Here is a 25138-nt window from a genome sequence, read left to right as displayed (position 1 = left end):
CTGTACCCGAAGTCTAAAGGGAATAATAAGAACAGCATGTGGGCGTTATTCATGATAAGAAATGTGAAAAAACAAAGACCTGTCAATCTGGATCTGCAAACGATCCGGTTCCCAATCACGGCGATAGCGTCCATTCTCCATCGCGTATCCGGAGTGATCACCTTCGTGGCGGTAGGGATTCTGTTGTGGTTATTGGGTACCAGCCTTTCCTCCCCTGAAGGTTTCCTCACCGCGTCATCCATTATGAATAACTTTTTTGTGGAGTTAATTCTGTGGGGGATCCTGATTGCGCTGGCATATCACGCCGTAATGGGCATTCGCCATCTGTTGATGGATTTTGGCTATATCGAAGAAACCCTCGAAGCAGGGACACGCTCCGCCAAAATTTGTTTCGTTATCATTGTCGTGCTTTCACTTCTCGCAGGAGTCCTCGTATGGTAAGCAACGCCTCCGCATTAGGACGCAACGGCGTACATGACTTCATTCTGGTCCGTGCTACCGCTATCGTTCTGACGTTATACATCATCTTTATGGTCGGTTTCTTCGCCACCAGCGGCGAGCTGACGTATGAAGTCTGGACCGGTTTCTTCTCATCGGCATTCACCAAAGTCTTTACCCTGCTGGCACTTTTCTCCATCTTGATTCATGCCTGGATCGGCATGTGGCAGGTGTTGACCGACTACGTTAAACCTCTGGCTGTGCGCCTGATTCTGCAACTGGCTATCGTTGTTGCGCTGGTGGTTTACGTCATTTATGGATTTGTTGTGGTGTGGGGTGTGTAATGAAACTGCCAGTCAGAGAATTTGATGCTGTTGTGATTGGTGCCGGCGGCGCAGGTATGCGCGCGGCGCTGCAAATTTCCCAGAGCGGGCAGACTTGTGCGCTGCTCTCTAAAGTGTTCCCAACCCGTTCCCATACCGTATCCGCGCAGGGTGGCATCACCGTTGCGCTCGGTAATACCCATGAAGATAACTGGGAATGGCACATGTACGACACCGTTAAAGGGTCGGACTACATTGGTGACCAGGACGCTATTGAATATATGTGTAAAACCGGTCCGGAAGCAATTCTGGAGCTGGACCACATGGGGCTGCCGTTCTCTCGCCTCGACAATGGCACAATTTATCAACGTCCGTTTGGCGGCCAGTCGAAGAACTTCGGCGGTGAGCAAGCGGCACGTACTGCGGCAGCGGCAGACCGTACCGGTCATGCGCTGTTGCACACGCTGTATCAGCAGAACCTGAAAAACCATACCACCATCTTCTCAGAATGGTATGCGCTGGATCTGGTAAAAAATGCCGATGGCGCGATTGTCGGTTGTACCGCGCTGTGTATTGAAACCGGTGAGGTAGTTTACTTCAAAGCCCGTGCGACCGTGCTGGCGACCGGCGGTGCTGGCCGTATTTATCAGTCCACCACCAATGCCCACATCAATACTGGTGACGGTGTTGGTATGGCTATCCGCGCTGGCGTGCCGGTGCAGGATATGGAAATGTGGCAGTTCCACCCAACCGGCATCGCCGGTGCGGGCGTTCTGGTAACAGAAGGCTGCCGTGGTGAAGGTGGTTATCTGTTGAACAAACACGGCGAGCGCTTCATGGAGCGTTATGCCCCGAATGCGAAAGACCTGGCGGGTCGTGACGTGGTGGCGCGTTCCATCATGATCGAAATCCGTGAAGGTCGCGGCTGTGATGGCCCGTGGGGTCCGCACGCTAAGCTGAAACTCGACCACTTGGGTAAAGAAGTGCTGGAATCCCGTCTGCCGGGCATTCTCGAACTGTCCCGTACCTTTGCTCACGTTGACCCGGTTAAAGAGCCGATTCCGGTTATCCCAACCTGCCACTATATGATGGGCGGTATTCCGACCAAAGTTACTGGCCAGGCGCTGACTGTGAATGAGCAGGGCGAAGATGTGGTGATCCCGGGGCTGTTTGCCGTCGGCGAAATCGCCTGCGTGTCGGTTCACGGCGCCAACCGTCTGGGCGGCAACTCGCTGCTGGACCTGGTGGTGTTTGGTCGTGCGGTGGGTCTGCATCTGCAGGAATCTATCGCTGAGCAGGGTGACCTGCTGGATGCGACCGAAGATGAAATCGATGCTTCTCTGGCACGACTGAACCGCTGGAACGGTAACCGTAATGGTGAAGACCCGGTGGCGATTCGCAAAGCGCTGCAAGAATGTATGCAGCATAACTTCTCGGTATTCCGCGAAGGCGATGCGATGGCGAAAGGTTTGGAAGAGCTGAAAGCGATTCGCGAACGCCTGAAAAATGCCCGTCTGGACGATACCTCCAGCGAGTTCAACACCCAGCGCGTTGAGTGTCTGGAGTTGGATAACCTGATGGAGACCGCGTACGCCACTGCAGTATCTGCAAACTTCCGTACCGAAAGCCGTGGCGCGCATAGCCGCTTCGACTTCCCGGAACGTGATGATGAAAACTGGCTGTGCCATTCCCTGTACCTGCCAGAGTCGGAATCCATGACGCGACGTCAAGTCAATATGGAACCGAAGCTGCGCCCGGCATTCCCGCCGAAGATTCGTACTTATTAATGCGGAGACAGGACAATGAAACTCGAGTTTTCAGTTTATCGCTATAACCCGGATGTTGACGACGCTCCGCGTATGCAGGATTACACCCTGGAGGCGGAAGAAGGGCGCGACATGATGCTGCTGGATGCATTGATGCAGTTGAAAGAAAAAGATCCGTCTCTGTCGTTCCGCCGCTCCTGCCGTGAAGGGGTCTGCGGCTCCGACGGTCTGAATATGAACGGCAAAAATGGACTGGCCTGTATCACACCTATTTCTGCGCTGAATCAGCCGGGCAAGAAAATTGTCATTCGCCCGCTGCCGGGTTTACCGGTTGTGCGCGATTTGGTGGTAGACATGGGGCAATTCTACGCACAGTATGAGAAGATTAAGCCTTACTTGTTGAATAATGGGAAAAATCCGCCGGCTCGTGAGCATTTACAAATGCCTGAGCAGCGTGAGAAGCTCGATGGGCTGTATGAATGTATTTTGTGTGCATGCTGCTCAACGTCCTGCCCATCATTCTGGTGGAATCCGGACAAGTTTATTGGCCCGGCAGGCCTGCTGGCCGCGTATCGCTTCTTAATTGATAGCCGCGATACCGAGACCGACAGCCGCCTGGAAGGTTTAAGTGACGCTTTCAGCGTATTCCGCTGCCATAGCATCATGAACTGCGTCAGCGTATGTCCTAAAGGGCTGAACCCGACGCGCGCCATCGGCCATATTAAGTCGATGCTGCTCAAACGTAGTGCGTAAGATTTTGTAGTGGTTGCCGGGGAAATGATTCCCCGGTAGTACAGGTAACCTCTAAAAACTGCCATATGAGTAGTAATAATCGAGATGTTCAGAGCGAGACAAGGCCGCAACGCAGTCGTAGCCTGAACAGCGAAGATTATTAGACAGTTTTTAAAGGTTCCTTAGCGGACGCAGATGACACGACAGTCCGCAACAAGTGAACCCCGGCACGCACATCGGTGTGCGTGGTAGTATCCACGGCGAAATACTCGTCATAGTTCACGTTGCATGTGCGTTGGCTGCACTTGCTCACCCTGGTCACTTACTGGATGTAAGCTCCCAGGGATTCGCAAGCTTGCACCTTCCTGAAACGCGATCTATTTAGAGTATTAAATAAGCAGAAAAGATGCTTAAGGGATCACGATGCAGAACAGCGCTTTGAAAGCCTGGTTGGACTCTTCTTACCTCTCTGGTTCTAACCAGAGCTGGATAGAACAGCTCTATGAAGACTTCTTAACCGACCCTGACTCGGTAGATGCTAACTGGCGTTCGACGTTCCAGCAGTTACCTGGTACCGGAGTCAAACCGGATCAACTCCACTCAAAAACACGTGATTATTTCCGTCGACAGGCGTTGATTACCCCACGTTACTCTTCTTCTATTTCCGACCCTGATGCCAATGTGAAGCAGGTTAAAGTCCTGCAGCTCATTAACGCCTACCGTTTCCGCGGTCATCAGCATGCGAATCTTGATCCGCTGGGACTGTGGCAGCAAGAAAATGTGGCCGATCTGGATCCGTCTTTCCACGATCTGACCGATGCGGATTTCCAGGAAAGCTTTAACGTAGGTTCTTTTGCCGGCGGCAAAGACACCATGAAGCTGAGCGACCTGGTTGTTGCGCTGAAACAAACCTACTGCGGCCCAATTGGCGCCGAGTATATGCACATCACCAGCACCGAAGAAAAACGCTGGCTTCAACAGCGTATCGAGTCTGGCCGTGCCGCATTCAGTAGCGAAGAGAAGAAACGCTTCCTCAGCGAACTGACCGCAGCAGAAGGCCTGGAACGCTACCTGGGCGCGAAGTTCCCAGGCGCGAAACGCTTCTCGCTTGAAGGCGGTGATGCGTTAATCCCAATGCTCAAAGAGATGATCCGCCACGCGGGTAACAGCGGTACCCGTGAAGTGGTACTGGGCATGGCGCACCGTGGTCGTCTGAACGTTCTGGTTAACGTACTGGGCAAACGCCCGCAGGAACTGTTCGACGAATTTGCGGGCAAACATAAAGAACACCTCGGCACGGGTGACGTGAAGTACCACATGGGCTTCTCGTCTGATATCGAAACCGAAGGCGGTCTGGTACACCTGGCGCTGGCGTTTAACCCGTCGCACCTGGAAATCGTTAGCCCGGTGGTTATCGGCTCCGTACGTGCACGCCTGGATCGTCTGGACGAGCCGAGCAGCAATAAAGTACTGCCAATCACCATCCACGGCGATGCGGCGGTAACCGGGCAGGGCGTGGTTCAGGAAACCCTGAACATGTCGAAAGCGCGTGGTTACGAAGTGGGCGGTACCGTGCGTATCGTCATTAACAACCAGGTTGGCTTTACTACCTCTAACCCGTTGGATGCGCGTTCTACGCCGTACTGCACCGACATCGGTAAGATGGTTCAGGCGCCGATTTTCCACGTTAACGCGGATGACCCGGAAGCGGTCGCTTTCGTGACGCGTCTGGCTCTGGATTTCCGTAACACCTTCAAACGCGATGTGTTCATCGATCTGGTGTGCTACCGCCGTCACGGCCACAACGAAGCCGACGAGCCGAGCGCAACCCAGCCGCTGATGTATCAGAAAATCAAAAAGCATCCGACCCCGCGTAAAATCTACGCTGACAAGCTGGAAGCGGACAAAGTCGCCACGCTGGAAGATGCGACCGAAATGGTCAATCTGTACCGTGATGCGCTGGATGCTGGCGAATGCGTGGTGAAAGAGTGGCGTCCAATGAACATGCACTCCTTCACCTGGTCGCCGTACCTCAACCACGAGTGGGACGAAAGCTACCCGAACAAGGTTGAGATGAAGCGTCTGCAGGAGCTGGCAAAACGCATCAGCACCGTGCCTGAAGCCGTTGAAATGCAGTCGCGTGTTGCCAAAATTTACGGCGACCGTCAGGCCATGGCCGCAGGCGAGAAGCTATTCGACTGGGGTGGTGCAGAGAATCTGGCTTACGCCACGCTGGTTGACGAAGGCATTCCGGTTCGTCTGTCGGGTGAAGACTCCGGTCGCGGAACCTTCTTCCACCGTCACGCGGTCATTCATAATCAGGCGAACGGTTCAACCTACACGCCGCTGCAGCATGTGCATAACGGCCAGGGCACGTTCCGCGTATGGGACTCCGTACTGTCTGAAGAAGCGGTGCTGGCGTTTGAATACGGTTATGCCACGGCAGAACCGCGCACGCTGACCATCTGGGAAGCGCAATTCGGCGACTTCGCCAACGGTGCGCAGGTGGTTATCGACCAGTTCATCTCTTCCGGCGAGCAGAAATGGGGCCGTATGTGCGGTCTGGTGATGCTGCTGCCGCACGGCTACGAAGGTCAGGGTCCGGAGCACTCCTCCGCGCGTCTGGAACGTTATCTGCAACTTTGCGCTGAGCAAAACATGCAGGTTTGCGTCCCGTCCACCCCGGCACAGGTTTACCATATGCTGCGTCGTCAGGCGCTGCGCGGTATGCGCCGTCCGCTGGTGGTGATGTCACCGAAGTCGCTGCTGCGTCATCCGCTGGCGGTGTCTACGCTGGACGAACTGGCAAATGGCACCTTCCTGCCAGCCATTGGCGAAGTCGATGAACTTGATCCGAAAGGCGTGAAGCGTGTCGTGATGTGTTCTGGTAAGGTTTATTACGACCTGCTGGAGCAACGCCGCAAGAACGACCAAAAAGATGTTGCCATTGTGCGCATCGAACAGCTCTATCCGTTCCCGCATAAAGCGGTGCAGGAAGCGCTGAAACCGTTTGCTCATGTACATGATTTTGTCTGGTGCCAGGAAGAGCCGCTCAACCAGGGCGCATGGTACTGCAGCCAGCATCATTTCCGTGAAGTAATTCCATTTGGGTCAGCTCTGCGTTATGCAGGTCGCCCGGCCTCTGCCTCTCCGGCAGTAGGGTATATGTCCGTTCACCAGAAGCAGCAACAAGATCTGGTAAATGACGCGCTGAACGTCGATTAAATAAAGGATAAATAATGAGTAGCGTAGATATTCTTGTTCCCGACCTGCCTGAATCCGTAGCGGATGCAACGGTTGCAACCTGGCACAAAAAACCGGGCGATGCAGTACGTCGTGATGAAGTACTGGTAGAAATCGAAACTGACAAAGTGGTACTGGAAGTACCGGCATCAGCGGACGGTATTCTTGATGCGGTTCTGGAAGATGAAGGGACAACCGTCACTTCTCGCCAGATCCTTGGTCGCCTGCGTGAAGGCAACAGCACCGGTAAAGAAACCAGCGCTAAGTCTGAAGAGAAAGATTCTACTCCGGCACAGCGCCAGCAGGCGTCTCTTGCTGAGCAGAACAACGATGCCCTGAGCCCGGCGATCCGTCGCCTGCTGGGTGAGCATAACCTCGAAGCCAGCGCTATCAACGGCACCGGTGTCGGCGGTCGTATCACGCGTGAAGATGTTGAAAAACATCTGGCGAAAGCCCCGGCTGCGAAAGCCGAAGCCAAAGCGCCGGCAGCAGCACCTGCACCACAGGCTCAACTGGGCGCGCGTGGCGAAAAACGTGTTCCGATGACCCGTCTGCGCAAACGCGTAGCCGAGCGTCTGCTGGAAGCGAAAAATTCCACCGCCATGCTGACCACCTTCAACGAAGTCAACATGAAGCCAATCATGGACCTGCGTAAGCAATACGGTGATGCGTTCGAGAAACGCCACGGTATCCGTCTGGGCTTTATGTCTTTCTACGTGAAAGCGGTTGTTGAAGCGCTGAAACGCTATCCGGAAGTGAACGCGTCCATCGACGGCGATGACGTGGTTTATCACAACTACTTTGATGTCAGCATGGCGGTCTCCACGCCGCGTGGTCTGGTCACGCCGGTCCTGCGTGATGTGGATCTGCTGGGTATGGCTGACATCGAGAAGAACATTAAAGAACTGGCAGTTAAAGGTCGCGACGGCAAGTTGACGGTTGAAGATCTGACGGGCGGTAACTTCACCATCACTAACGGTGGTGTGTTCGGTTCCCTGATGTCCACGCCGATCATCAACCCACCGCAGAGCGCCATCCTGGGTATGCATGCCATCAAAGATCGTCCGATGGCGGTAGACGGCAAGGTTGAAATCCTGCCGATGATGTATCTGGCGCTGTCTTATGACCACCGTCTGATCGATGGTCGTGAGTCAGTAGGCTTCCTGGTAACCATTAAAGAGTTGCTGGAAGATCCAACGCGTCTGCTGCTGGACGTGTAGTTAATAAGAGTATCACCTGCCCCGTAGGTCTGGATGCTTATCAGACCTACGGGTAAAAGATAACGATTACCTGAAGGATGGACAGAACACATGAACTTACATGAATATCAGGCAAAACAACTTTTTGCCCGCTATGGCTTACCGGCACCGGTGGGTTATGCCTGTACTACTCCGCGTGAAGCAGAAGAAGCCGCTTCAAAAATCGGCGCTGGCCCGTGGGTAGTGAAATGTCAGGTTCACGCTGGTGGCCGCGGTAAAGCGGGCGGTGTGAAGGTTGTGAACAGCAAAGAAGACATTCGCGCTTTTGCTGAACACTGGCTGGGTAAACGTCTGGTTACTTACCAGACAGACGCTCATGGCCAACCGGTAAATCAGATTCTGGTTGAAGCCGCGACCGACATTGGTAAAGAACTTTACCTCGGCGCAGTTGTTGACCGTAGCTCCCGTCGCGTGGTCTTCATGGCCTCTACCGAAGGCGGCGTGGAAATCGAAAAAGTAGCGGAAGAAACCCCGCACCTGATCCACAAAGTGGCGCTCGATCCGCTGGCAGGCCCGATGCCTTACCAGGGTCGCGAGCTGGCGTTCAAACTGGGTCTGGAAGGTAAACAGGTTCAGCAGTTCACCAAGATCTTCATGGGTCTGGCGACTATCTTCCTGGAGCGCGACCTGGCGCTGATCGAAATCAACCCGCTGGTTGTCACCAAGCAGGGTGACCTGATCTGCCTCGACGGCAAACTGGGCGCTGACGGCAACGCGCTGTTCCGCCAGGCTGACCTGCGCGAAATGCGCGACCAGTCTCAGGAAGATCCGCGTGAAGCGCAGGCTGCGCAGTGGGAACTGAACTACGTTGCGCTCGACGGCAACATCGGTTGCATGGTTAACGGTGCGGGCCTGGCAATGGGCACCATGGACATCGTTAAGCTGCACGGCGGCGAACCGGCTAACTTCCTCGACGTTGGTGGCGGTGCGACCAAAGAGCGTGTAACCGAAGCGTTCAAAATTATCCTCTCAGATGACAATGTTAAAGCCGTACTGGTTAACATCTTCGGAGGTATCGTACGTTGCGACCTGATCGCTGACGGTATCATCGGCGCGGTAGCAGAAGTAGGTGTAAACGTTCCGGTCGTGGTACGTCTGGAAGGTAACAACGCTGAACTCGGCGCGAAAAAACTGGCTGATAGCGGCCTGAATATTATTGCAGCGAAAAGTCTGACGGATGCAGCTCAGCAGGTTGTTGCCGCAGTGGAGGGGAAATAATGTCAGTTTTAATTAATAAAGATACCAAGGTTATCTGCCAGGGCTTCACCGGTAGCCAGGGGACATTCCACTCCGAACAAGCGATTGCTTACGGTACGCAGATGGTTGGCGGCGTAACGCCAGGTAAAGGCGGCACCACGCACCTGGGCCTGCCGGTGTTCAACACCGTACGTGAAGCCGTAGAAGCGACGGGCGCGACCGCCACCGTTATCTACGTTCCGGCACCGTTCTGCAAAGACTCCATACTGGAAGCGATTGATGCTGGTATCAAACTGATTATCACCATCACCGAAGGCATCCCGACGCTGGATATGCTGACCGTGAAAGTGAAGCTGGATGAAGCTGGCGTGCGCATGATCGGCCCGAACTGCCCAGGTGTTATCACCCCGGGCGAGTGCAAAATCGGCATCATGCCGGGCCACATTCACAAGCCGGGTAAAGTGGGTATCGTTTCCCGTTCAGGTACCCTGACCTATGAAGCGGTTAAGCAGACTACCGACTACGGTTTCGGCCAGTCCACCTGTGTGGGCATTGGTGGCGACCCGATCCCAGGTTCTAACTTCATCGACATCCTGAAGCTGTTCCAGGAAGATCCGCAGACTGAAGCGATCGTCATGATCGGTGAGATCGGCGGTAGCGCTGAAGAAGAAGCGGCGGCATACATTAAAGATCATGTAACCAAGCCGGTTGTGGGTTACATCGCGGGTGTGACTGCGCCGAAAGGTAAGCGTATGGGTCACGCGGGTGCGATCATCGCAGGTGGGAAAGGTACGGCGGATGAGAAATTCGCTGCGCTGGAAGCTGCAGGCGTGAAAACTGTTCGTAGCCTGGCCGATATCGGCGAAGCGCTGAAAACCGTTATTAAGTAATAAATAAAAAACAGCCCTGACTCTCTGCGTAGTCAAGGGCTGGTCCCGTTTCGACATGGTTGGCCATCTGATGATGGCCTTTTTTTATTTTTAGTTATCTGAATCTTGCAAATTACTCATAATCATCTGCATAAATAAGATTATTTTTTGCGGTGAACATCATTCTTTCTCTTGATTAAATTCTGCATATTACCGGCTTTAATTTGATTAATGCCGGAGGATACCGTGTCGTTGAAAATTCAGGATGATTACCTACAATGTTTTTTCTCAATAGCAAAGGTATTTTCCAGTGCGACTGGATTAGCCACCGTCGTGGTTAATGTTACCGGAAAAATTCTCTCGGATTGTCATAATTTTAATTCGTTCTGCACATTAATGCGGGCGGATGAACGCTATTGTGTGAGTTGTCAAAAGTGTGACAAGTATTGTGCTTTTGAAGGATTAAAACACCTTAAACCCAGAATACTCAGCTGTCATGCGGGGCTAAGTCTGTTTTCTATGCCATTAATTCGCGAGGGGCATCTGTACGGTTTTATGCTCTGTGGGCAGGTGCGGGAAAAATATCAGGAATATAAAACTATCATTATTGATAATGAATACTCATGGATGGATGAACCAAAAATAAAAACTGAATGGAGTAAGGTGGCGGTAGTCGATAATAATACGCTGGTGGCATCAGCAAATTTATTGAATTTTATTGTTGATAATTTTGAGACAGAACAACAATCTGATGAGATTGTTATCCCAGCGACCAGTTACATGCGTCATTATTTTACAGAACCTTCCCGACACGAGAAAAAGCTACTGGCAGCGTTGCGTTATATCGATGAGAATTTGTATGGTGAATTATCCCTGGAATCCGTAGCAGCTCACGTCTGCTTAAGCGCAAACTATTTCAGCCGTTTTTTTAAGAAACGGCAGGGCGTTAACTTTAAAACCTGGGTGAATCAGAAAAAAATGCAAAAAGCGGGGGAGTTATTGCACGATCCCGTTCATTCCATAGACAGCATTGCCCGGAAACTCCAATACGCACAAACCAGCTACTTTTGCCGCGTTTTCCGGGCGGCGCATCAAACGTCGCCCCAGTCTTTTCGTCATGCCAGACTGTCACAGTAAAGGTTTTCTGGCAGCTTGAAGGCTTCAGGGATAAAAGAGAGCCGATCGCTCAGGGTTACCACATCACCAATCACTATCAGTGCAGGGGGAAGGATGTTAGCTTCCTGCGCCTTGCTCAGTAGTGAACCGAGCGTACAGGTCAGTCGGCGTTGATTATCGCGGGTGGCAGACATAATTAGCGCTGCAGGCGTATCTGCTGATTTTCCACCCATCAATAATTCCTCACAGATAAACGCCAGATTGGCGATACCCATGACGATAACCAGCGTACCATTCAGTTTTGCCAGTTGACGCCAGTCCTGCTGTTGGTTGCCCTCCCGTGTATGGCCGGTCACGACGTGAAATCCCGAGGCGAAATCGCGGTGTGTTACCGGAATCCCGGCATAGGTCAGGCCACCAATGGTTGAGCTGATACCCGGCACCACTTCAAACGGGATGCCCGTCTCGACGAGATCCTCAACTTCTTCAGCCCCGCGTCCAAAAACATACGGATCGCCACCTTTCAGGCGTACAATATTATTGTGAGTTTGGGCATACTGGACAAGCAGCGCATTGATTTCATCCTGGGGTACACAATGGAAGCCTGGGTTTTTGCCGACATTGATAAGCAGGCAATCTGGTAATGCCCATTCCAAAATTTTAGGATTGACCAGCCGATCGTAAATAATGACGTCAGCCTGTTTAATGCACATCATTGCTTTGAGGGTGAGCAATGAAATATCACCGGGACCTGCCCCAACGAGCCAGACCTTTCCGAAAGTTTTCACATTGTGTCCTTTATCACGTCTAACAAAAAAAGGCAGAAACTACATCAAGGAATGATAAAAAGCAGTCGTTTGCCCGTAAGTTATAACGTGAAATTATCCAAAATTATCGCATTGATAATATTGATTAATCTCGCAAAGTTTTTTCTGCAATAAACAAGATGACTTGAAAAATTATTAAGAACTTATTGGCACTATTTGCTTAAGTTTAACCTTATTTAAATTGTGTTTATTGTTTCCCTTAAGTATTATTGGTTAATATTTACCCGTCATCAGTGTGAGTAAATCATGGATTGGATCAATGACATCAATGGATAAAATAAAATATAACTCTCGATGCTTATCTGGGTGTCTTGAATTATTTTTTATAAATTAAACTATTTTTGTACGCTGCAAATGGAAGAGGTTATGAGAGGAAAAATACCCAAGACGGAGTTGCTGGTAACTTTTGAAGTGGTTGCGCGTCACGAAAGTTATACCCGGGCAGCTGAAGAGCTGGCTTTAACACAAAGTGCTGTTTTCCGCCAGGTAAATGCACTGGAGGATTTTCTCAATACCGCGCTATTTAATCACGCCAAAAAACGCATTTTTTTAAATGCGGCGGGCAAACACTATTTAAGCATCGTTAAAGAAACGTTAAATAAGCTTGAACGAGATACGACGACGATAATGACCTGGCAGCCGACGGTACAGGTTATTGAGCTGGCGGTGAATCCGACGTTCAGCACGCACTGGCTGATCCCAAACCTGCGTGAATTTAACAAACTTAATCCTGATATTATCGTGAACATTCATTCCCTGGCGAATATTGGTGATTTTCTCAATCGAGAGTATGACGCGGCAATCATGCGCGAAGACTTTTATTCGCCATGGTCAGGGGTTGAGTACCTGTTTGAAGAGGAGATTCTGCCGGTATGCAGTCGCTGTTTGCTGGCCGAACCGGAACGAAAACTGGCGGTAAACGAATTACTAAACGAATTCCCGCTATTGCACCAAAGCACGCGCATCAAAGGGTGGCAGGAATGGTTTGCGCTGTCAGATGTCAGCAGTCCGTTGGTGAATAAAGGTCCGAGATTTGATTTGTTATCGATGCTGATCGCGGCGGTCCGCTCTAATCTGGGCGTTGCGCTGCTCCCGCGTTTTGCCATTCAGCACGATCTGGACAGTGGCGATATGGTCATTCCTTGCGATGTTCCGATGCGTACCGGGAATCGATTTATTATGACGTGGCGTGAAGAAAAATCGGAATCCGAGCATTTACAGATTTTCCGCAACTGGTTGCTCAGTAAGTCCGTAGTATCGGCTGCCTGAGGGTGGCTTATGCCTTATCAGGCCTACAACGATGGGTAGGCCGGATAAGAAGCGTTAGCATCGTTATCCGGCAAAAGAACGGCTACCAGTCGATCCCAATCTGTGCCTGAATACCGCGGTCAAACGCGTGTTTGACCGGGCGTATTTCACTGACCGTATCGGCCAGTTCCAGTAACCGCGTATGGCATCCGCGTCCTGTGACGATAACGCTCTGACCGGCAGGACGATTTTCGATGGCGCTGATAACCTCTTGCGTATCCAGATAGTGGTAAGCCAGCATGTAGGTGAGTTCATCCAGCACCACTAGATCGTAATGCGCATCAGCCAGCATGCGCTTACTTTCCTGCCAGACAATTGTTGCCGCCTCGATATCTGCTTGCCGATTTTGGGTTTCCCAGGTAAATCCGGTACCCATAATATGGAATTCGACGCCGAGCGGTTGCAGTGTGTTGTACTCACCATTATCCCACTGACCTTTAATAAACTGCGCGATGCCAACGGTTTTTCCGTGACCCACTGCGCGCGTTGCCGTGCCAAAGGCTGCGGTGGATTTTCCTTTTCCGTTGCCGGTGAAGACAATCAGGATCCCTTTCTTCTCCGTTGCCGCCGCTACGCGGGTATCAACCTGCTCTTTCAGCTTCTGCTGACGCTGACGGTGTCTGTCGTTATTGGCGCGCGCTTCCATGGAAACTCCTTAATGCCCTGCCGGACAGGTTGCGCAGCGATGCTGCTGCTCGAACTGGCTGAAGAAGTTATTACCTTTGTCATCCACTAATACGAAGGCGGGCATATTTTTAACTTCCATCATCCACACCGCTTCCATTCCCAGTTCTGGATATTCAAGACACTGCAGACTCTTCACGTACTGTTGCGCCAGTAGGGCTGCGGCACCGCCAATGCTGCCGAGGCTAAATCCACCGTGTTTGTGACAGGCATCAGTGACCTGCTGGCTGCGGTTACCCTTGGTGAGCATAATGAGGCTGCCGCCTTGTGCCTGGAAAGCATCGACATACCCATCCATGCGCCCGCCGGTGGTGGGTCCCATTGAGCCACAGGCCTGATTTTCCGGGGTTTTGGCTGGACCAGCATAGTAAACGATATGCTTTTTCATGTATTCCGGCATCGGTTCACCGTTATCCAGTCGCGCTTTGATGTTCGCGTGAGCGATATCGCGAGCCACAACAATCGGGCCGCTTAACGACAGACGTGTACCAATGGGCAAGGCGGAGAGATCATGCAGGATCTCACGCAGCGGACGGTTCAGATCCAGTTGTACGGTCTGGGCGCCGTTTTCTACCCGGTGAGAATCGGGGATAAATTTGCCCGGATTATGCTCGAGTTTTTCCAGCCAGATACCGTGTTTATTAATTTTGGCTTTAATATTGCGGTCGGCAGAGCAGGAGAGGGCCATCGCGATTGGGCAGGAGCCGCCGTGGCGCGGTAAGCGAATTACGCGAATATCGTGGGCAAAGTATTTGCCGCCAAACTGCGCCCCGATGCCAAACTCACGGCTGGCATTGAGCAACTCGGCTTCCAGCGCCGTATCACGGAACGCCTGGCCCAGCTCGTTCCCGCTGGTGGGCAGATTATCGTAATATTTGGTTGAAGCCAGTTTGGCGACTTTCAGCGTCTGGTCGGCGGATAAGCCCCCAACCACAAAAGCGATGTGATACGGCGGACAAGCGGCTGTACCCAGTGATTTCATTTTTTCGATCAGGAACGCAGTGAGCTTTTCCGGCTGCAGAATGGATTTGGTTTCCTGGAATAACGCCGCCTTATTGGCAGAACCGCCGCCTTTGTTAACGAACAGGAATTTATATTCATTACCCGGCGTGGCGCTGATGTCAATTTGCGCCGGCAGGTTTGTCTGAGTATTGACCTCGGTATACATGTCCAGCGGGGCATTTTGCGAGTAGCGCAGATTGTTTTCGGTGAAGGTGGTATACACGCCTTTGCTTAAGGCTTCGGCGTCATCGCCGCCTGTCCAGACATGTTGTCCTTTGCAGGCCACAATGGTTGCCGTCCCGGTGTCCTGGCAGTTAGGCAGTACACCTTTAGCTGAAACCTCTGCATTGCGCAGCAGCTGCAATGCGACGTACTTATCGTTACCGCTGGCCTGTGGATCGTGCAAAATGCTGGCAATCTGTTTTAAATGTCCGGCGCGCAGGAAAAATGAAGCCTCATAAAACGCCTGCTGTGCTAACAAGGTTAACGCTTCCGGTGCAACCTTGATAACTTCCTCTCCGTCTAACTCCGTTACCGTAACGTGCTGGTTACTCAGTAATTCATATTCGGTACTATCTTTACTCTGAACAAAGAGTTCCTGCCAGACAAATGGTTTAGACATGTTTACTTCTCACCTCTTCGTATTGTTTGCCGGATAAGCAATGTGCCATCCGGCGTAAAGTTATTTGGCTAAAAAGACGTTGGCTTTTGTCGCTTCGGCGACATATTCGATAGTTTTCTGGGCACGAACGCTGTTTCCGGCTTCATCAAGCGGCGGAGAATAGACCGCAATCGCATATTCGCCTGGGACGACGGCAACCATGCCGCCGCCGACGCCGCTTTTCGCCGGAATGCCAACGGTGTATAGCCATTTACCGCTGCCGTCGTACAGTCCGGCAATTGCCATTTCTGCCAGTACCTGTGGAACATATTTCTCATTCAGCAACTGTTTGCCGTTGAACGGAGATTTGCCTTTGTTTGCCAGTACGGCACCCATTTTGGCCAGTTGCTCAACGGTGATATCCACCGAGCACTGGCGGGTATAAATTTCAACGGCTTCGTCAGTGTTGCCATAGAAGCTGTTATAGGATTCCATCAGTTTGGCCAGCGCCTGATTGTGCTGGTTGGTTTCCATTTCAGATTTGAAAACCGGTTCGTTCACGGTGAGAGTGGCATCGGCCCAGACGTTCAGGTTGTCGAGGATTTTGTTCCAACGATCGGTTTTGTCTTTGGCTTCAATCAGGCTAACGGTGCTCATGGCCCCGGCGTTTACCAGTGGGTTTTCAGGCGCGCCTTTGGTCAGTTCAACGGCCAAACCTGAGTTGAACGGCATGCCGGTGGCATTGGCGCCAAGTTTATCCAGCACTACCTGAGGACCGTGCTGCTCCATGGCGAGCGCCATGGTGAACACTTTACTCAGGGATTCCATTGGGAAAGGTTTGTTAACATCGCCAACTTGGTAGATCTTGCCGTCCACCGTCGCAATGGTGATGGCAAAATTTTTCGGGCTATAGGTCGCCAGAGCAGGGATGTAGTCGGCGACTTTTCCATCGTTATTACTTTTGTACTTCTGATGAGCCTGTTCTATCAGCTTGGCGTAGTCGGGCGTGGTTTGCGCGAATGTGGTTGCGCTAAACAAGACACTGAAAGAAAAGAGACTCACGCCGAGAATTGTTTTATTCATTATGCATTCCTGTTGGTGTGCTCATCTTGATGCCGGATGGCGGCGTACCGCCTAATCCGGCCTACGGATAGTTAAACGTTATGTAGGCCGGATAAGCGCAAGCGCCATCCGGCAATAACGTAGTATCAGGACAAAGCGACTTCCGTTTCGGTAACCGGGCGTTCCTGTTCCGGTGACTTCACTGGCGCAGTTCCACGGCAACCCTGGCCGAAGTGTTCGCCTTCCCAACGGCCCACAATGGCAGCGCCCATGGCGTTACTCATGACGTTGGTAGCGGAACGACCCATATCGAGGAACGGATCGACACCCATAAGCAGGATCAAACCCGCTTCCGGAATGTTGAATTGGTTCAGTGTGGCGGCGATAACGACCATCGAGGCGCGCGGTACACCCGCCATCCCTTTAGAGGTCAGCATCAGAATTAACAACATGGTAATTTGCTCGCCCATGCTCAGTTCGATGTTGCACGCCTGAGCAATAAAGACAGTGGCAAAGGAGCAATAAGCCATGGAGCCGACCAGGTTAAAGGAGTAACCGATAGGCAGAACGAAGCTGGCAATTTTTGAGGAAACGCCGAATTTTTCCAGCTTGTCCAGCGTACCCGGGAAGGCGGCTTCAGAGCTTGAAGTGGTAAAGGCCAGCAAAGCGGGTTCGAGGATTGATTTAGTTAACCGTGCGATGCAAGGCCCGACGATCATAGTAGACAGGCCAATCAGGATCGCCCACAGCATACCCAGCGTCAGGTAGAACTCACCCATGAAGATCCCGGCGCTAACCATCACACCCAGACCACGTTCGGCAATCAGACCTGAAATAGCGGCAAAAACGGTCAGTGGCGCAAACAGCATGACGTAACCCGTCAGCTTCAGCATCACGTGCACCAGTGAATCCAGCACTTTCACAATAGGGTCGGCTTTTTCACCAATCGCAGCGAGGCTGCAACCAAGGAAGATGGAGAATACGACGATCTGCAGAATTTCGTTACGCGCCATCGCATCGACAATACTGGTCGGTACCGCGTGTGAGATGAACACTTTCAGCGTGAATGGCTCTGACTTAACGGCGGCAACAGCGCCGACGTCATGTGGCACAAAGTTGATACCTGCGCCTGGCTGGAAGATATTAACGATAACCAGACCCAGCGCGATTGACAGCAATGACGCGCAAATAAACAGGAAGAAGGTTTTCGAAAATATACGTCCGAGCGTTTTGGCATCGCCCATTTTGGCAATACCCACAACCAGAGTTGAAATAACCAATGGTGCGATAATCATTTTCACCATACGTAAGAATATAGTGGTGAAAATGGAAATGTCTGCTGCATAAGATTTTGCTGTTTCAGCCGCGGCCATATTATTTATGACCACCCCGGCAATCATGCCGAGTATCAGGCCTAATATGATCATCTTCGTTAAACTTATTTTCTTCATGTGTACTCCATCGGATAAAGGTTGGTAATTGGAATTGTGTAGGGTGGCGTGCGCCTGAGCCTGGACAGCAGCTCAGACGCACGCCTGTTGTGACCAACCGCATGAATAATTCGAAGCACTGTGATACAGCTGAATTCTGTGCCCCAATGGTTGTTATTGTGTTTTTTGTTACAAGTCGAACTCAATACTTAATAATGGTGCGTGTTGCTGTGCACCATAAACATCATTGTCACCGACGTTGCCGGAAATAATATCGCGCGGCATGACGATTTTTACGGCATTCGCCGGATCGAACCATACAATATTGTGAATAAAGTCAGGTTTAACGTTATATAAACCGGCAATAAGCTGCGGTGTTAATTGCTCTGAGCGTTTTACGCGCTGATAATCTTCCCGGGTTTTAAATAAAATATCTAAAACCAGTTCGTACGGTCCGGCGTTTTTCGAGCGAATAACTTGTGCCAGTGAACAAATTGAGTGTTTCATGCCTGAACTCCTTCTGGCGTCACCTGTTCAATGTGGAAATCAAAACGCAGCGCATCGCTCGCTTCAATCAGGTGATAGATCGAGAACTCATACACCGGTCCACTCTGAATATCAGATGGCGAGAACGGGAAGGCGAGGTTGCCCGCAGTCGCAATGCGATTTTCATAGCCGTAGTGCAGCAGGGTAGAGCGCACCAGCGAGCAAACGCTGTTGGCGATGTCCTGCGTCGGCGCAACGACATCCAGTAAAATTCCCAGTTCATGGCCCGCTGTTTTCATCGGCTCATGGTTGCCCATCACACCGTTCTTACCGTACAAGTGGAACGTCATGCGGATACTGTCGTCATTCAGGGAGAGGTTACGTGCAACGCTTGCCTGTACCTCTTCAAGAATCGTGTCAATCCCGGCAATCATAATCGGGTCGCGTGTTCCGGCGATGGTCAGGCAACGGAAGCCAACCTGGCGTGCACCTTCCAGTTTCAACGCATACGGTGTTTCTTCATGGCGTGAACCGCTGACATACACTTCACCCTCGTTAACCTGGGTGAAAGTGCATGCTTTCAGGTTCAGCACACCGCCTGGCCCTGGCAGGAAGTAAGGATCTGACTTCTCGTACAGGGTGTGCGCCGCAGCAGAAGTTTCAGTGAACTTACGCTTGGGATTGAACGCCTTCAGCGTAAAGCCGTTGTCGTCGATAATCCCCATCGCACAATCGGAGCCGGAGCCAGGGGTGGCGGCAATGGCAGCACACTCAAGGATCTTACCGCAATGAAGCGCCAGACCTTCATCAAAGCCCTGCATAATCGGCAGCGCGGCGAAGCAGGCCGGATCGTAGGCACGTCCGCCCAGGACCACCTGTGCACCGGCTTTCAGCGCACGCTGGAAAGGCTCGACGCCCATCTGCGCGACAATGTAGGTGCTCTCTTCAATGGCCTCGTGAGTCAGTTCAGGCACAAAATCGAGCGCGGTGATTTTGCCGTTATCCAGTGCCTGATGAACGATTTCTTTGTCGACATCAGACGGAATTAGCGCCATTGAGAAAGACAGTTTTTCTTCCTGCGCGATCTCATGGATTATTTGGCGACACCACTCCAGATGCGGAGCTGCGCCAGAACCACCGGCTGTGCCGATCACTACCGGGATGTTGTTCTTAACGCCTGCCACAATCATATAGCGCAGATCGCGTTTCACACCGGCCCTGTCAGTAAAGGGTTTACCTGCCCCCAGGTAGTGGGGGCCAGGATCGGAGGAACCTGCGTCAACAGCAATAAGATCCGGTGACTCTTCCATGGCTTTACGAAAACTTTCTTCCGGGAAGCCATAACCCAGGATAGCCGTAGGCGATAAGATCTTAAATGTGCGTGCCATCTCTTAATCCTTAGTTTGCAACAGCGCGATGGTGCGGTTCATTTCGTTAAACACGATGTTGAGACCTTCATCGAAACCCATACCCGGTTTGATCAGCATGCGCATTGGACGCGCGGCCAGCGCGACGTGTACGCAGGTACGAGCACTGATTTCCGTTTCGTTACAGGTACCGCCCTGATAGGCTTCCATTCCGTGTTTGTTGCAATACAGCACTGCATCAACGATGTTGTGAATACCGCCCAGATCCGGGGTTTTAATCTGCACCATGTGGCAGCTGCCCGCGTCGGTGAAGTCCACGATGTCCTGATAGGTGTTACACCATTCATCCGCAACGATTTTCACGCCGGAACCCAGACGAGTCAGCTCCTGAGTGATCTCGGTTAACATGCGGATCTGATCCGGCTTGTTACCGGCATCAACCGGGCCTTCAATGTACAGCGGTAGACCTTGAGCTTCGGCTTCCAGGCTGGCGATGTATTCGGCGCAACGCACTGGATCCATATCGAAGATCAGACCAATGGTGCCGTAGACATCAATATGCAGCGTCGGGTGATAGCTTTCGTTGGTGCGCAGGCTCAGGATGCGGTTAGACAACCAGCGGACGTACTCACGCAGTTTTTCACCTTTAAAGCCCAGCTTCTCTTCAACGTTATTGATCAGGGCATGCGGCAGGACATCCACACCTTTGAGGATCATCTTGTCGACGGCGATATAACGGTCGTCGCCGCTCTGACCAAATAACGGAATGGCTTCCGGAACGCATGGCAGTTGCCATTCATCACAAACCACTTCGGCTTTCAGACGACCGGTAGCCAGTGCCGCCGCGTCGAGCAGTGCCTGAGACAGACCATAACGTACGGCGGTATGCAGCAGATGGCCGTCAATACGCAATTCATCAAAGAAACGGGCGTTGGTCAGGAACGAATCAACGTCACGACCTTCCAGCAACGGCTTGATGTGGTCGTTGAGGAACGGAATGAAGTTTTCAGCCAGGAACAGCGGGTCACGACCGCCTGCACCTGAATATTGCACCGCTGCGCAATCGCCCACAGCTACCGCACCGTTTTCCAGAATCAGTTGTACGGAAACACATTCACCCGCCTGACGAACAGAGGTAAATCCAGGCGTGACCGGATCGCCGGTGTAGATAAACCCGTCATGACCGGCACCATTTTTGATGGCCTGCTGATCGTCAAAATAAAATGAGGAGTAGCCAGCGGTGAAAAGGGCCTTTTTGATTTTCATTATGGTCTTCCTATTAATTTACTGTGGGATACGGCGTTGATGTCATCAATGACCATCTGGAAAGAAGGCTTGCGGCCTTCAAAATGTGCGCGCTCTGCGACATAGTCGTGGTGCAGGGCGAGAATATCTTTCGGCAGCGGCACGGCACCGGCTTCAAGAATACGGATTGCGCCTGTGTTATCGCGAACAGGCAGGATCTTACCGGCGTTACAGGCGGCAGGAGCGAAAGGTACATCCAGCACGCCAGCTTCAAAGGCCAGCACCGTACCGCGCGCAATGTCGCCATTGCCCAGTTCGAAGACTTTCTTCAACACCGCGCGGACTTCGCTCTTAATCAGGTCAACTTCCTGCTCCACGGCAGCGCACTGCGGGAATTTCTGGTCGCTGACCATGTTGAGCATCTGGCGTGACGCTTTCAGACCCTGGGCGTTAGCTGCCGCGGTTGGGATACCGAACGCTTCGTGCGGGCTTTTGGTGATCACTTTTGTGGCACCCGACATACCAGCAACCGCTGCACCCCAAGCGATAACAGAAAAGGCTTTCGCTTCATCTTCCGGGAATCCGCCCATCCACTGGTGGAAAACGGTGCTCAGTTCGTAATCGTCGAAACCATGGTTATGGAAGTATTCGTGGGACAGTTCACGCAGCGCCTGAATAGCGGCGATATCCTGCGTCAGGCTACCGACCTGGCCGTAGCCGACGGTAATGGATTTCACGCCTTGTTCCAGCGCCAGCAGACCTTCAATAATCGCCACCGAGTGGGACATAAACGGCGGGATCAGGGTACCGGTCAGCGGGCCAAACGGCTCACGGTTGATGCGAATGCCGTTCTCTTCGTACAGACCCATCAGACGGTCGCAGTACTGCCAGTCGCGAATGGATTTTTCCAGAGTGACGCGTTTGGCGTAAGGGATGTTGTAGGAGATACCGCCGCCTTCGTAGCTGGTGAAGCCACTGGCCATGGCGATTTCTGCCAGCAGGCGCGCATCCGGCGTACCGTGGCGAACCTGGATCGGTTTTTCCAGCGATTCAGTCATCCGGCGGCAGGCAGCAACCCCGTGATTGACGACTGGTAAACCATTCAGCTTGGAAGTACCTGCTTCGATGGATTTCTGGATCCCGACAGCGGCTTCTTCATAGCGGTTCAGACGGGTATAGGCATCGATAGTACTCGGCAGGAGGTCGCACTCTTCCTGCAATGTTTTGAGCAGCGCAATATGCTCATCCATTAATGCTACGCCTGCACGTGGCTGGCTCAGGGTTTTACCTTCCTGATCGGCTTTCAGCAGGGCAAGGGAGAAGCGTTTTTTATCTGGAATTGATTGCTGGTACTTCACGCCATCTTCGAAGTTCTCAACGTCTTTGCCGGTTTCCCAGGTTTGTAATACCTGATGCCTTTCGGTCATGAATTCGTCATGGGTCAATTTTTTATTTCGAAGTTCCATTCGTAGCTGCCTTAAGTTTTATAGGGTTAAACACTGAATGCTGGTGCGAGCAGCGGCTTGCGGGTACAGCCTGGCGACGTTTGCCAGAAGCGGGAGCAGGCCATTTGAATCGCGGTAATACTCAAACTGATTCGGTAACAGAATTCTTTTCCCCTGGTCGTCCAGCTCCCGGTATTTGAGCCAGTTATGGATATCGAACTGGCTGGCGCGAGAGAGCCATCCCCCTGAACCGACGACTTTGCGTACGGTGGTGAGATCGCGACCCATCTGTAAATCCACGTTACCCACGCAGGTGCAAACCTGCTTTTTAGTGCCCGCGTGGCGCTCAGCGGCATAGCCCACGCATAAACCTGCCAGCAGGGTGTCGTAATATTTCTCTTCCTCACTGAGTGGCAGGTAATCCGGTTGCCCTACCAGATGGCGCAGGTAGCGATAAAACGCTTCCTCGCGCTGTGGTTGTTGGGCGAAGATGACTTTCACCATATCCTGCGTGCTTTCTCCCACCACGACGGCGGAAACGCGCATGCCCAGGTCGCCTTCTACGGTACGTTTGACGAACGGTTCAGGAACACCATGCAGGACGGTATCGGGGGAGAGGGTATTCGCGCTGGCCGAATAGACATCCGTGGTGGCTCCGCCCATATCAATCAGCATGAATTCCTTCCATGCGCTGTCGTAATCGCTAATGGCTTTCACTAACTCATATACCGTCCATGGCGTCGGCATTGGCTCTTCGCCTGTTTCGCCAACAATGACGTCCAGACCTTTGCCTTTGACAATGCGTGACAAGAACACATCACAAATCGCCTGGCGTGCGGCAAACGGATTCGGGTGATCGAGGTCAGGCAGAATGTTGTCTACCGTGGTCAAATCCTTATGTCCCAGAATCGTTTGTATTTCGTCCTGAATGTCCCGGTTTCCGGCGTAGATAATGGCGCAATCAAGCTTTGAGCCTGCCAGCGCATGCGCATTCGCCAGGCCGTAACTTTCTTCGCCACCATCTGTACCGCCGGTAAACAGCAGAATATCTGGAGGGGATGACTCCAGCTCCTGGATGTCATGACGGTTCAGCTTGTACGAATAATATTGCGCGATTTTCGCTCCTGCCGAATGGGCGGTAACTTTTGCCGATTCCAGCGTAATGGAAGGCACCAGCCCCATTGCTGCAACGGCAAGCCCACCTTTCGCTGAGGAGGAGTATTTCAACTGCACTTCACCACTTTTCAGTAACGGGCGAGCATCGGCAACATTCAGCACCTGATTCAGGCTGGCAAAAAAACCGTCTGCCAGATGATGTGTGGTGGTTGGGGTCAGGACATGGTTTATCAGGGTTAAATCCTCGCCTTCATGGGCGAAGAGGGCTGCCTTGGTCCATGTCGAGCCGATATCGACAGAAACTGTTTGCATCAGATGGCCTCTTCCAGGCAACGCTGTTCGAGGCCATTGTGTTGGTGAATATCATTAGTGATAAGCGCGCAAACATCTTCCAGATCGTGACTGGGGGCGAAGACCCGGTTAAAGCCCATCTCTTTAAACTTCACTTCCACATCGGCGAAGTCATGTTTACCGACGACCAGGTTGCCGCCGACGTACAGCAGAATGTCGCCAAGGCCGCGTTCGATGCAGCGCTCACGTAATCCGAGGCAATCAATGTCGCCATGACCGTAGATAGAGGACACCACGATGGCATCGGCGCCTGTTTCAATCGCAGCATCAATATATTCATCCTGGCTCACCATCACCCCGAGGTTGATTACGTGAAAATCATGAGCGGTAAAAACGCGATCCAGAACTTTATTACCTACTGCATGGCAGTCAGCACCGATGACGCCAATAACAAGTGTAGATTTCTTCATGGGTAATCCTCTGTAGGGCTGATGGTCAATAAGTGAAATTATTTTCTAATATTTAGAACATGGATTGTGACAACCTCTTAATAGGGTTGGAGTTTCTGTGGAAGCGAAAAAGGAAGCAATTGATCTATTTTCAAAATATCCTGAGAAAAATGATTGTTATATTTGGTTATAATAAAAGTCTTTTATAATCAGCAAGATATGTCATGTTTTCTTGACCGGTTTTAATTTATTAGAAAATTGGGTAATAAATTACTTGCCATGTTTGTGATCGAAATCTTATTTTGTTATGCGCGCCATTTATATCGTGTTTTTAATAATTTCAAAAATCACAATTACTAATTAACTTGTGAACGACGTAACGGTTTTTTATTTTTTAATATTATATGTCACAATTCATTTTTGTTAATTTTAGGATAAAAATGATAATGAAATGTTTGTGGCATATTTAATCTTTGCCACATAAGTGCAGAGTGGGCGTTAAAGATAACTTTCAGTGATGATTTAAGCGAAAAGCCAGCGTTCTCTCGCAGAACACCAAACGCAATGCATCGGTCAATGTGGAACGTTTTCTCTTCCAGCTGAGATAGTTACATCTTGGTGTTAATTATAAGTAAAATTTAAATGAATAATTTGTATGAAATAACAAATCCATGACTTGCTAAACAAAAAACTGTGAGCTACCTAGCATTAGTGATTCTTTATCTGCTATCAATTTTGTCAGCCTGGCTGGTTAAAAGATCGTGTACATTTAAATAAATATCCTATCATTTGTAGTAACGGCAATTACTCATTGAAAAACATGTTGTTAACATCGCGTTCACTAGTCATGCGAGTGTTAAACACTATTAACATTAAATTTGA

General features: G+C 51.4%; 21 protein-coding genes. 10 read left to right on the top strand and 11 right to left on the bottom strand.

Going from position 1 to position 25138, the window contains the following annotated elements; genetic code table 11:
• Window positions 1-36 precede the first annotated feature (36 nt).
• The 9 genes from sdhC (at window position 37) to OGV74_RS18580 (ending at window position 10964) form a co-directional block, all read left to right on the top strand.
• Window positions 37-441 carry a succinate dehydrogenase cytochrome b556 subunit gene (sdhC, locus tag OGV74_RS18620; RefSeq protein ID WP_003831406.1) on the top strand — a complete coding sequence of 135 codons (405 nt, stop codon included), beginning with the start codon at window positions 37-39 and terminating at the stop codon, window positions 439-441.
• The gene (sdhD, locus tag OGV74_RS18615) at window positions 435-782 is read left to right on the top strand and encodes a succinate dehydrogenase membrane anchor subunit (protein WP_003022916.1); all 348 of its coding nucleotides are present in this window, start codon (window positions 435-437) and stop codon (window positions 780-782) included. The genes sdhC and sdhD overlap by 7 nt, the downstream gene beginning before the upstream one ends.
• A complete protein-coding gene (gene sdhA, locus OGV74_RS18610; RefSeq protein WP_003022919.1) occupies window positions 782-2548 on the top strand; it encodes a succinate dehydrogenase flavoprotein subunit in 1767 nt (588 codons plus the stop codon). Before sdhD ends, sdhA begins: the two co-directional genes overlap by 1 nt.
• 15 nt (window positions 2549-2563) lie before the next feature.
• Complete coding sequence (sdhB, locus tag OGV74_RS18605) at window positions 2564-3280, top strand: succinate dehydrogenase iron-sulfur subunit SdhB (RefSeq protein ID WP_003022921.1); 717 nt, start codon at window positions 2564-2566, stop codon at window positions 3278-3280.
• 402 nt (window positions 3281-3682) lie between these two features.
• Window positions 3683-6484, top strand: coding sequence for a 2-oxoglutarate dehydrogenase E1 component (gene sucA / locus OGV74_RS18600; protein WP_003022923.1), 2802 nt, complete (start codon window positions 3683-3685; stop codon window positions 6482-6484).
• Between the two features lie 14 nt (window positions 6485-6498).
• The gene (odhB, locus tag OGV74_RS18595; RefSeq protein ID WP_003022925.1) at window positions 6499-7722 is read left to right on the top strand and encodes a 2-oxoglutarate dehydrogenase complex dihydrolipoyllysine-residue succinyltransferase; all 1224 of its coding nucleotides are present in this window, start codon (window positions 6499-6501) and stop codon (window positions 7720-7722) included.
• A gap of 90 nt (window positions 7723-7812) precedes the next feature.
• Window positions 7813-8979: an ADP-forming succinate--CoA ligase subunit beta gene (sucC, locus tag OGV74_RS18590; protein ID WP_003022927.1), complete on the top strand. Its 1167-nt coding sequence runs from the start codon at window positions 7813-7815 to the stop codon at window positions 8977-8979.
• Window positions 8979-9848 (top strand): succinate--CoA ligase subunit alpha, encoded by an 870-nt coding sequence (gene sucD / locus OGV74_RS18585; RefSeq protein ID WP_003022929.1) that lies wholly within the window; start codon window positions 8979-8981, stop codon window positions 9846-9848. Before sucC ends, sucD begins: the two co-directional genes overlap by 1 nt.
• Window positions 9849-10073: 225 nt before the next feature.
• The gene (locus OGV74_RS18580; RefSeq protein WP_286521346.1) at window positions 10074-10964 is read left to right on the top strand and encodes a PocR ligand-binding domain-containing protein; all 891 of its coding nucleotides are present in this window, start codon (window positions 10074-10076) and stop codon (window positions 10962-10964) included.
• Here the strand turns inward: OGV74_RS18580 and cobA are convergent.
• Complete coding sequence (gene cobA, locus OGV74_RS18575) at window positions 10943-11731, bottom strand: uroporphyrinogen-III C-methyltransferase (RefSeq protein WP_003835432.1); 789 nt, start codon at window positions 11729-11731, stop codon at window positions 10943-10945. The two genes, OGV74_RS18580 and cobA, sit on opposite strands and share 22 nt — an antisense overlap.
• A 405-nt stretch (window positions 11732-12136) precedes the next feature.
• On the opposite strand from cobA, the gene OGV74_RS18570 reads away from it, so the two are divergent.
• The gene (locus OGV74_RS18570) at window positions 12137-13039 is read left to right on the top strand and encodes a LysR substrate-binding domain-containing protein (protein WP_003022936.1); all 903 of its coding nucleotides are present in this window, start codon (window positions 12137-12139) and stop codon (window positions 13037-13039) included.
• 82 nt (window positions 13040-13121) lie between these two features.
• On the opposite strand, the gene cobO is transcribed toward OGV74_RS18570, so the two are convergent.
• From cobO to glmS, 10 genes are all read right to left on the bottom strand, one after another.
• Window positions 13122-13724 (bottom strand): cob(I)yrinic acid a,c-diamide adenosyltransferase, encoded by a 603-nt coding sequence (cobO, locus tag OGV74_RS18565; protein ID WP_060855601.1) that lies wholly within the window; start codon window positions 13722-13724, stop codon window positions 13122-13124.
• Between the two features lie 9 nt (window positions 13725-13733).
• Window positions 13734-15386, bottom strand: coding sequence for a class I fumarate hydratase (locus OGV74_RS18560; RefSeq protein WP_003022941.1), 1653 nt, complete (start codon window positions 15384-15386; stop codon window positions 13734-13736).
• A gap of 60 nt (window positions 15387-15446) precedes the next feature.
• Complete coding sequence (glsA, locus tag OGV74_RS18555) at window positions 15447-16448, bottom strand: glutaminase A (protein WP_032942734.1); 1002 nt, start codon at window positions 16446-16448, stop codon at window positions 15447-15449.
• 125 nt (window positions 16449-16573) lie between these two features.
• Entirely contained in the window at window positions 16574-17878 is a 1305-nt protein-coding gene (locus tag OGV74_RS18550) for a dicarboxylate/amino acid:cation symporter (RefSeq protein ID WP_057064757.1), read from the bottom strand.
• Between the two features lie 168 nt (window positions 17879-18046).
• Complete coding sequence (locus tag OGV74_RS18545) at window positions 18047-18364, bottom strand: DUF4387 domain-containing protein (protein WP_008320068.1); 318 nt, start codon at window positions 18362-18364, stop codon at window positions 18047-18049.
• On the bottom strand, window positions 18361-19731 hold the full coding sequence (locus OGV74_RS18540; protein WP_003022951.1) for an acyclic terpene utilization AtuA family protein: 1371 nt from the start codon (window positions 19729-19731) through the stop codon (window positions 18361-18363). Before OGV74_RS18540 ends, OGV74_RS18545 begins: the two co-directional genes overlap by 4 nt.
• A gap of 3 nt (window positions 19732-19734) precedes the next feature.
• Complete coding sequence (locus tag OGV74_RS18535; protein ID WP_003022953.1) at window positions 19735-20976, bottom strand: methylaspartate ammonia-lyase; 1242 nt, start codon at window positions 20974-20976, stop codon at window positions 19735-19737.
• Window positions 20976-22421, bottom strand: a complete 1446-nt coding sequence (locus OGV74_RS18530) for a methylaspartate mutase subunit E (protein ID WP_003022957.1) — start codon at window positions 22419-22421, stop codon at window positions 20976-20978. The genes OGV74_RS18535 and OGV74_RS18530 overlap by 1 nt, the downstream gene beginning before the upstream one ends.
• Window positions 22422-22439: 18 nt before the next feature.
• Window positions 22440-23828: a methylaspartate mutase accessory protein GlmL gene (gene glmL / locus OGV74_RS18525; protein ID WP_003835417.1), complete on the bottom strand. Its 1389-nt coding sequence runs from the start codon at window positions 23826-23828 to the stop codon at window positions 22440-22442.
• Window positions 23828-24277, bottom strand: a complete 450-nt coding sequence (gene glmS / locus OGV74_RS18520) for a methylaspartate mutase subunit S (protein WP_003022963.1) — start codon at window positions 24275-24277, stop codon at window positions 23828-23830. The genes glmL and glmS overlap by 1 nt, the downstream gene beginning before the upstream one ends.
• Window positions 24278-25138: the final 861 nt, after the last annotated feature.

Source organism: Citrobacter sp. Cf116 (assembly GCF_030336505.1).
GTDB classification, from domain to species: Bacteria; Pseudomonadota; Gammaproteobacteria; order Enterobacterales; family Enterobacteriaceae; genus Citrobacter; species Citrobacter freundii.
This window is presented reverse-complemented; position numbering and strand designations above follow the sequence as displayed.

Excerpts from the sequence above, each read along its gene's own strand:
- sdhC (WP_003831406.1), top strand. The coding sequence starts at position 37 with ATGTGGGCGTTATTCATGATAAGAAATGTGAAAAAACAAAGACCTGTC.
- sdhD (WP_003022916.1), top strand. The coding sequence starts at position 435 with ATGGTAAGCAACGCCTCCGCATTAGGACGCAACGGCGTACATGACTTC.
- sdhA (WP_003022919.1), top strand. The coding sequence starts at position 782 with ATGAAACTGCCAGTCAGAGAATTTGATGCTGTTGTGATTGGTGCCGGC.
- sdhB (WP_003022921.1), top strand. The coding sequence starts at position 2,564 with ATGAAACTCGAGTTTTCAGTTTATCGCTATAACCCGGATGTTGACGAC.
- sucA (WP_003022923.1), top strand. The coding sequence starts at position 3,683 with ATGCAGAACAGCGCTTTGAAAGCCTGGTTGGACTCTTCTTACCTCTCT.
- odhB (WP_003022925.1), top strand. The coding sequence starts at position 6,499 with ATGAGTAGCGTAGATATTCTTGTTCCCGACCTGCCTGAATCCGTAGCG.
- sucC (WP_003022927.1), top strand. The coding sequence starts at position 7,813 with ATGAACTTACATGAATATCAGGCAAAACAACTTTTTGCCCGCTATGGC.
- sucD (WP_003022929.1), top strand. The coding sequence starts at position 8,979 with ATGTCAGTTTTAATTAATAAAGATACCAAGGTTATCTGCCAGGGCTTC.
- OGV74_RS18570 (WP_003022936.1), top strand. The coding sequence starts at position 12,137 with ATGAGAGGAAAAATACCCAAGACGGAGTTGCTGGTAACTTTTGAAGTG.
- cobO (WP_060855601.1), bottom strand. The coding sequence starts at position 13,724 with ATGGAAGCGCGCGCCAATAACGACAGACACCGTCAGCGTCAGCAGAAG.
- OGV74_RS18560 (WP_003022941.1), bottom strand. The coding sequence starts at position 15,386 with ATGTCTAAACCATTTGTCTGGCAGGAACTCTTTGTTCAGAGTAAAGAT.
- glsA (WP_032942734.1), bottom strand. The coding sequence starts at position 16,448 with ATGAATAAAACAATTCTCGGCGTGAGTCTCTTTTCTTTCAGTGTCTTG.
- OGV74_RS18550 (WP_057064757.1), bottom strand. The coding sequence starts at position 17,878 with ATGAAGAAAATAAGTTTAACGAAGATGATCATATTAGGCCTGATACTC.
- OGV74_RS18545 (WP_008320068.1), bottom strand. The coding sequence starts at position 18,364 with ATGAAACACTCAATTTGTTCACTGGCACAAGTTATTCGCTCGAAAAAC.
- OGV74_RS18540 (WP_003022951.1), bottom strand. The coding sequence starts at position 19,731 with ATGGCACGCACATTTAAGATCTTATCGCCTACGGCTATCCTGGGTTAT.
- OGV74_RS18535 (WP_003022953.1), bottom strand. The coding sequence starts at position 20,976 with ATGAAAATCAAAAAGGCCCTTTTCACCGCTGGCTACTCCTCATTTTAT.
- OGV74_RS18530 (WP_003022957.1), bottom strand. The coding sequence starts at position 22,421 with ATGGAACTTCGAAATAAAAAATTGACCCATGACGAATTCATGACCGAA.
- glmL (WP_003835417.1), bottom strand. The coding sequence starts at position 23,828 with ATGCAAACAGTTTCTGTCGATATCGGCTCGACATGGACCAAGGCAGCC.
- glmS (WP_003022963.1), bottom strand. The coding sequence starts at position 24,277 with ATGAAGAAATCTACACTTGTTATTGGCGTCATCGGTGCTGACTGCCAT.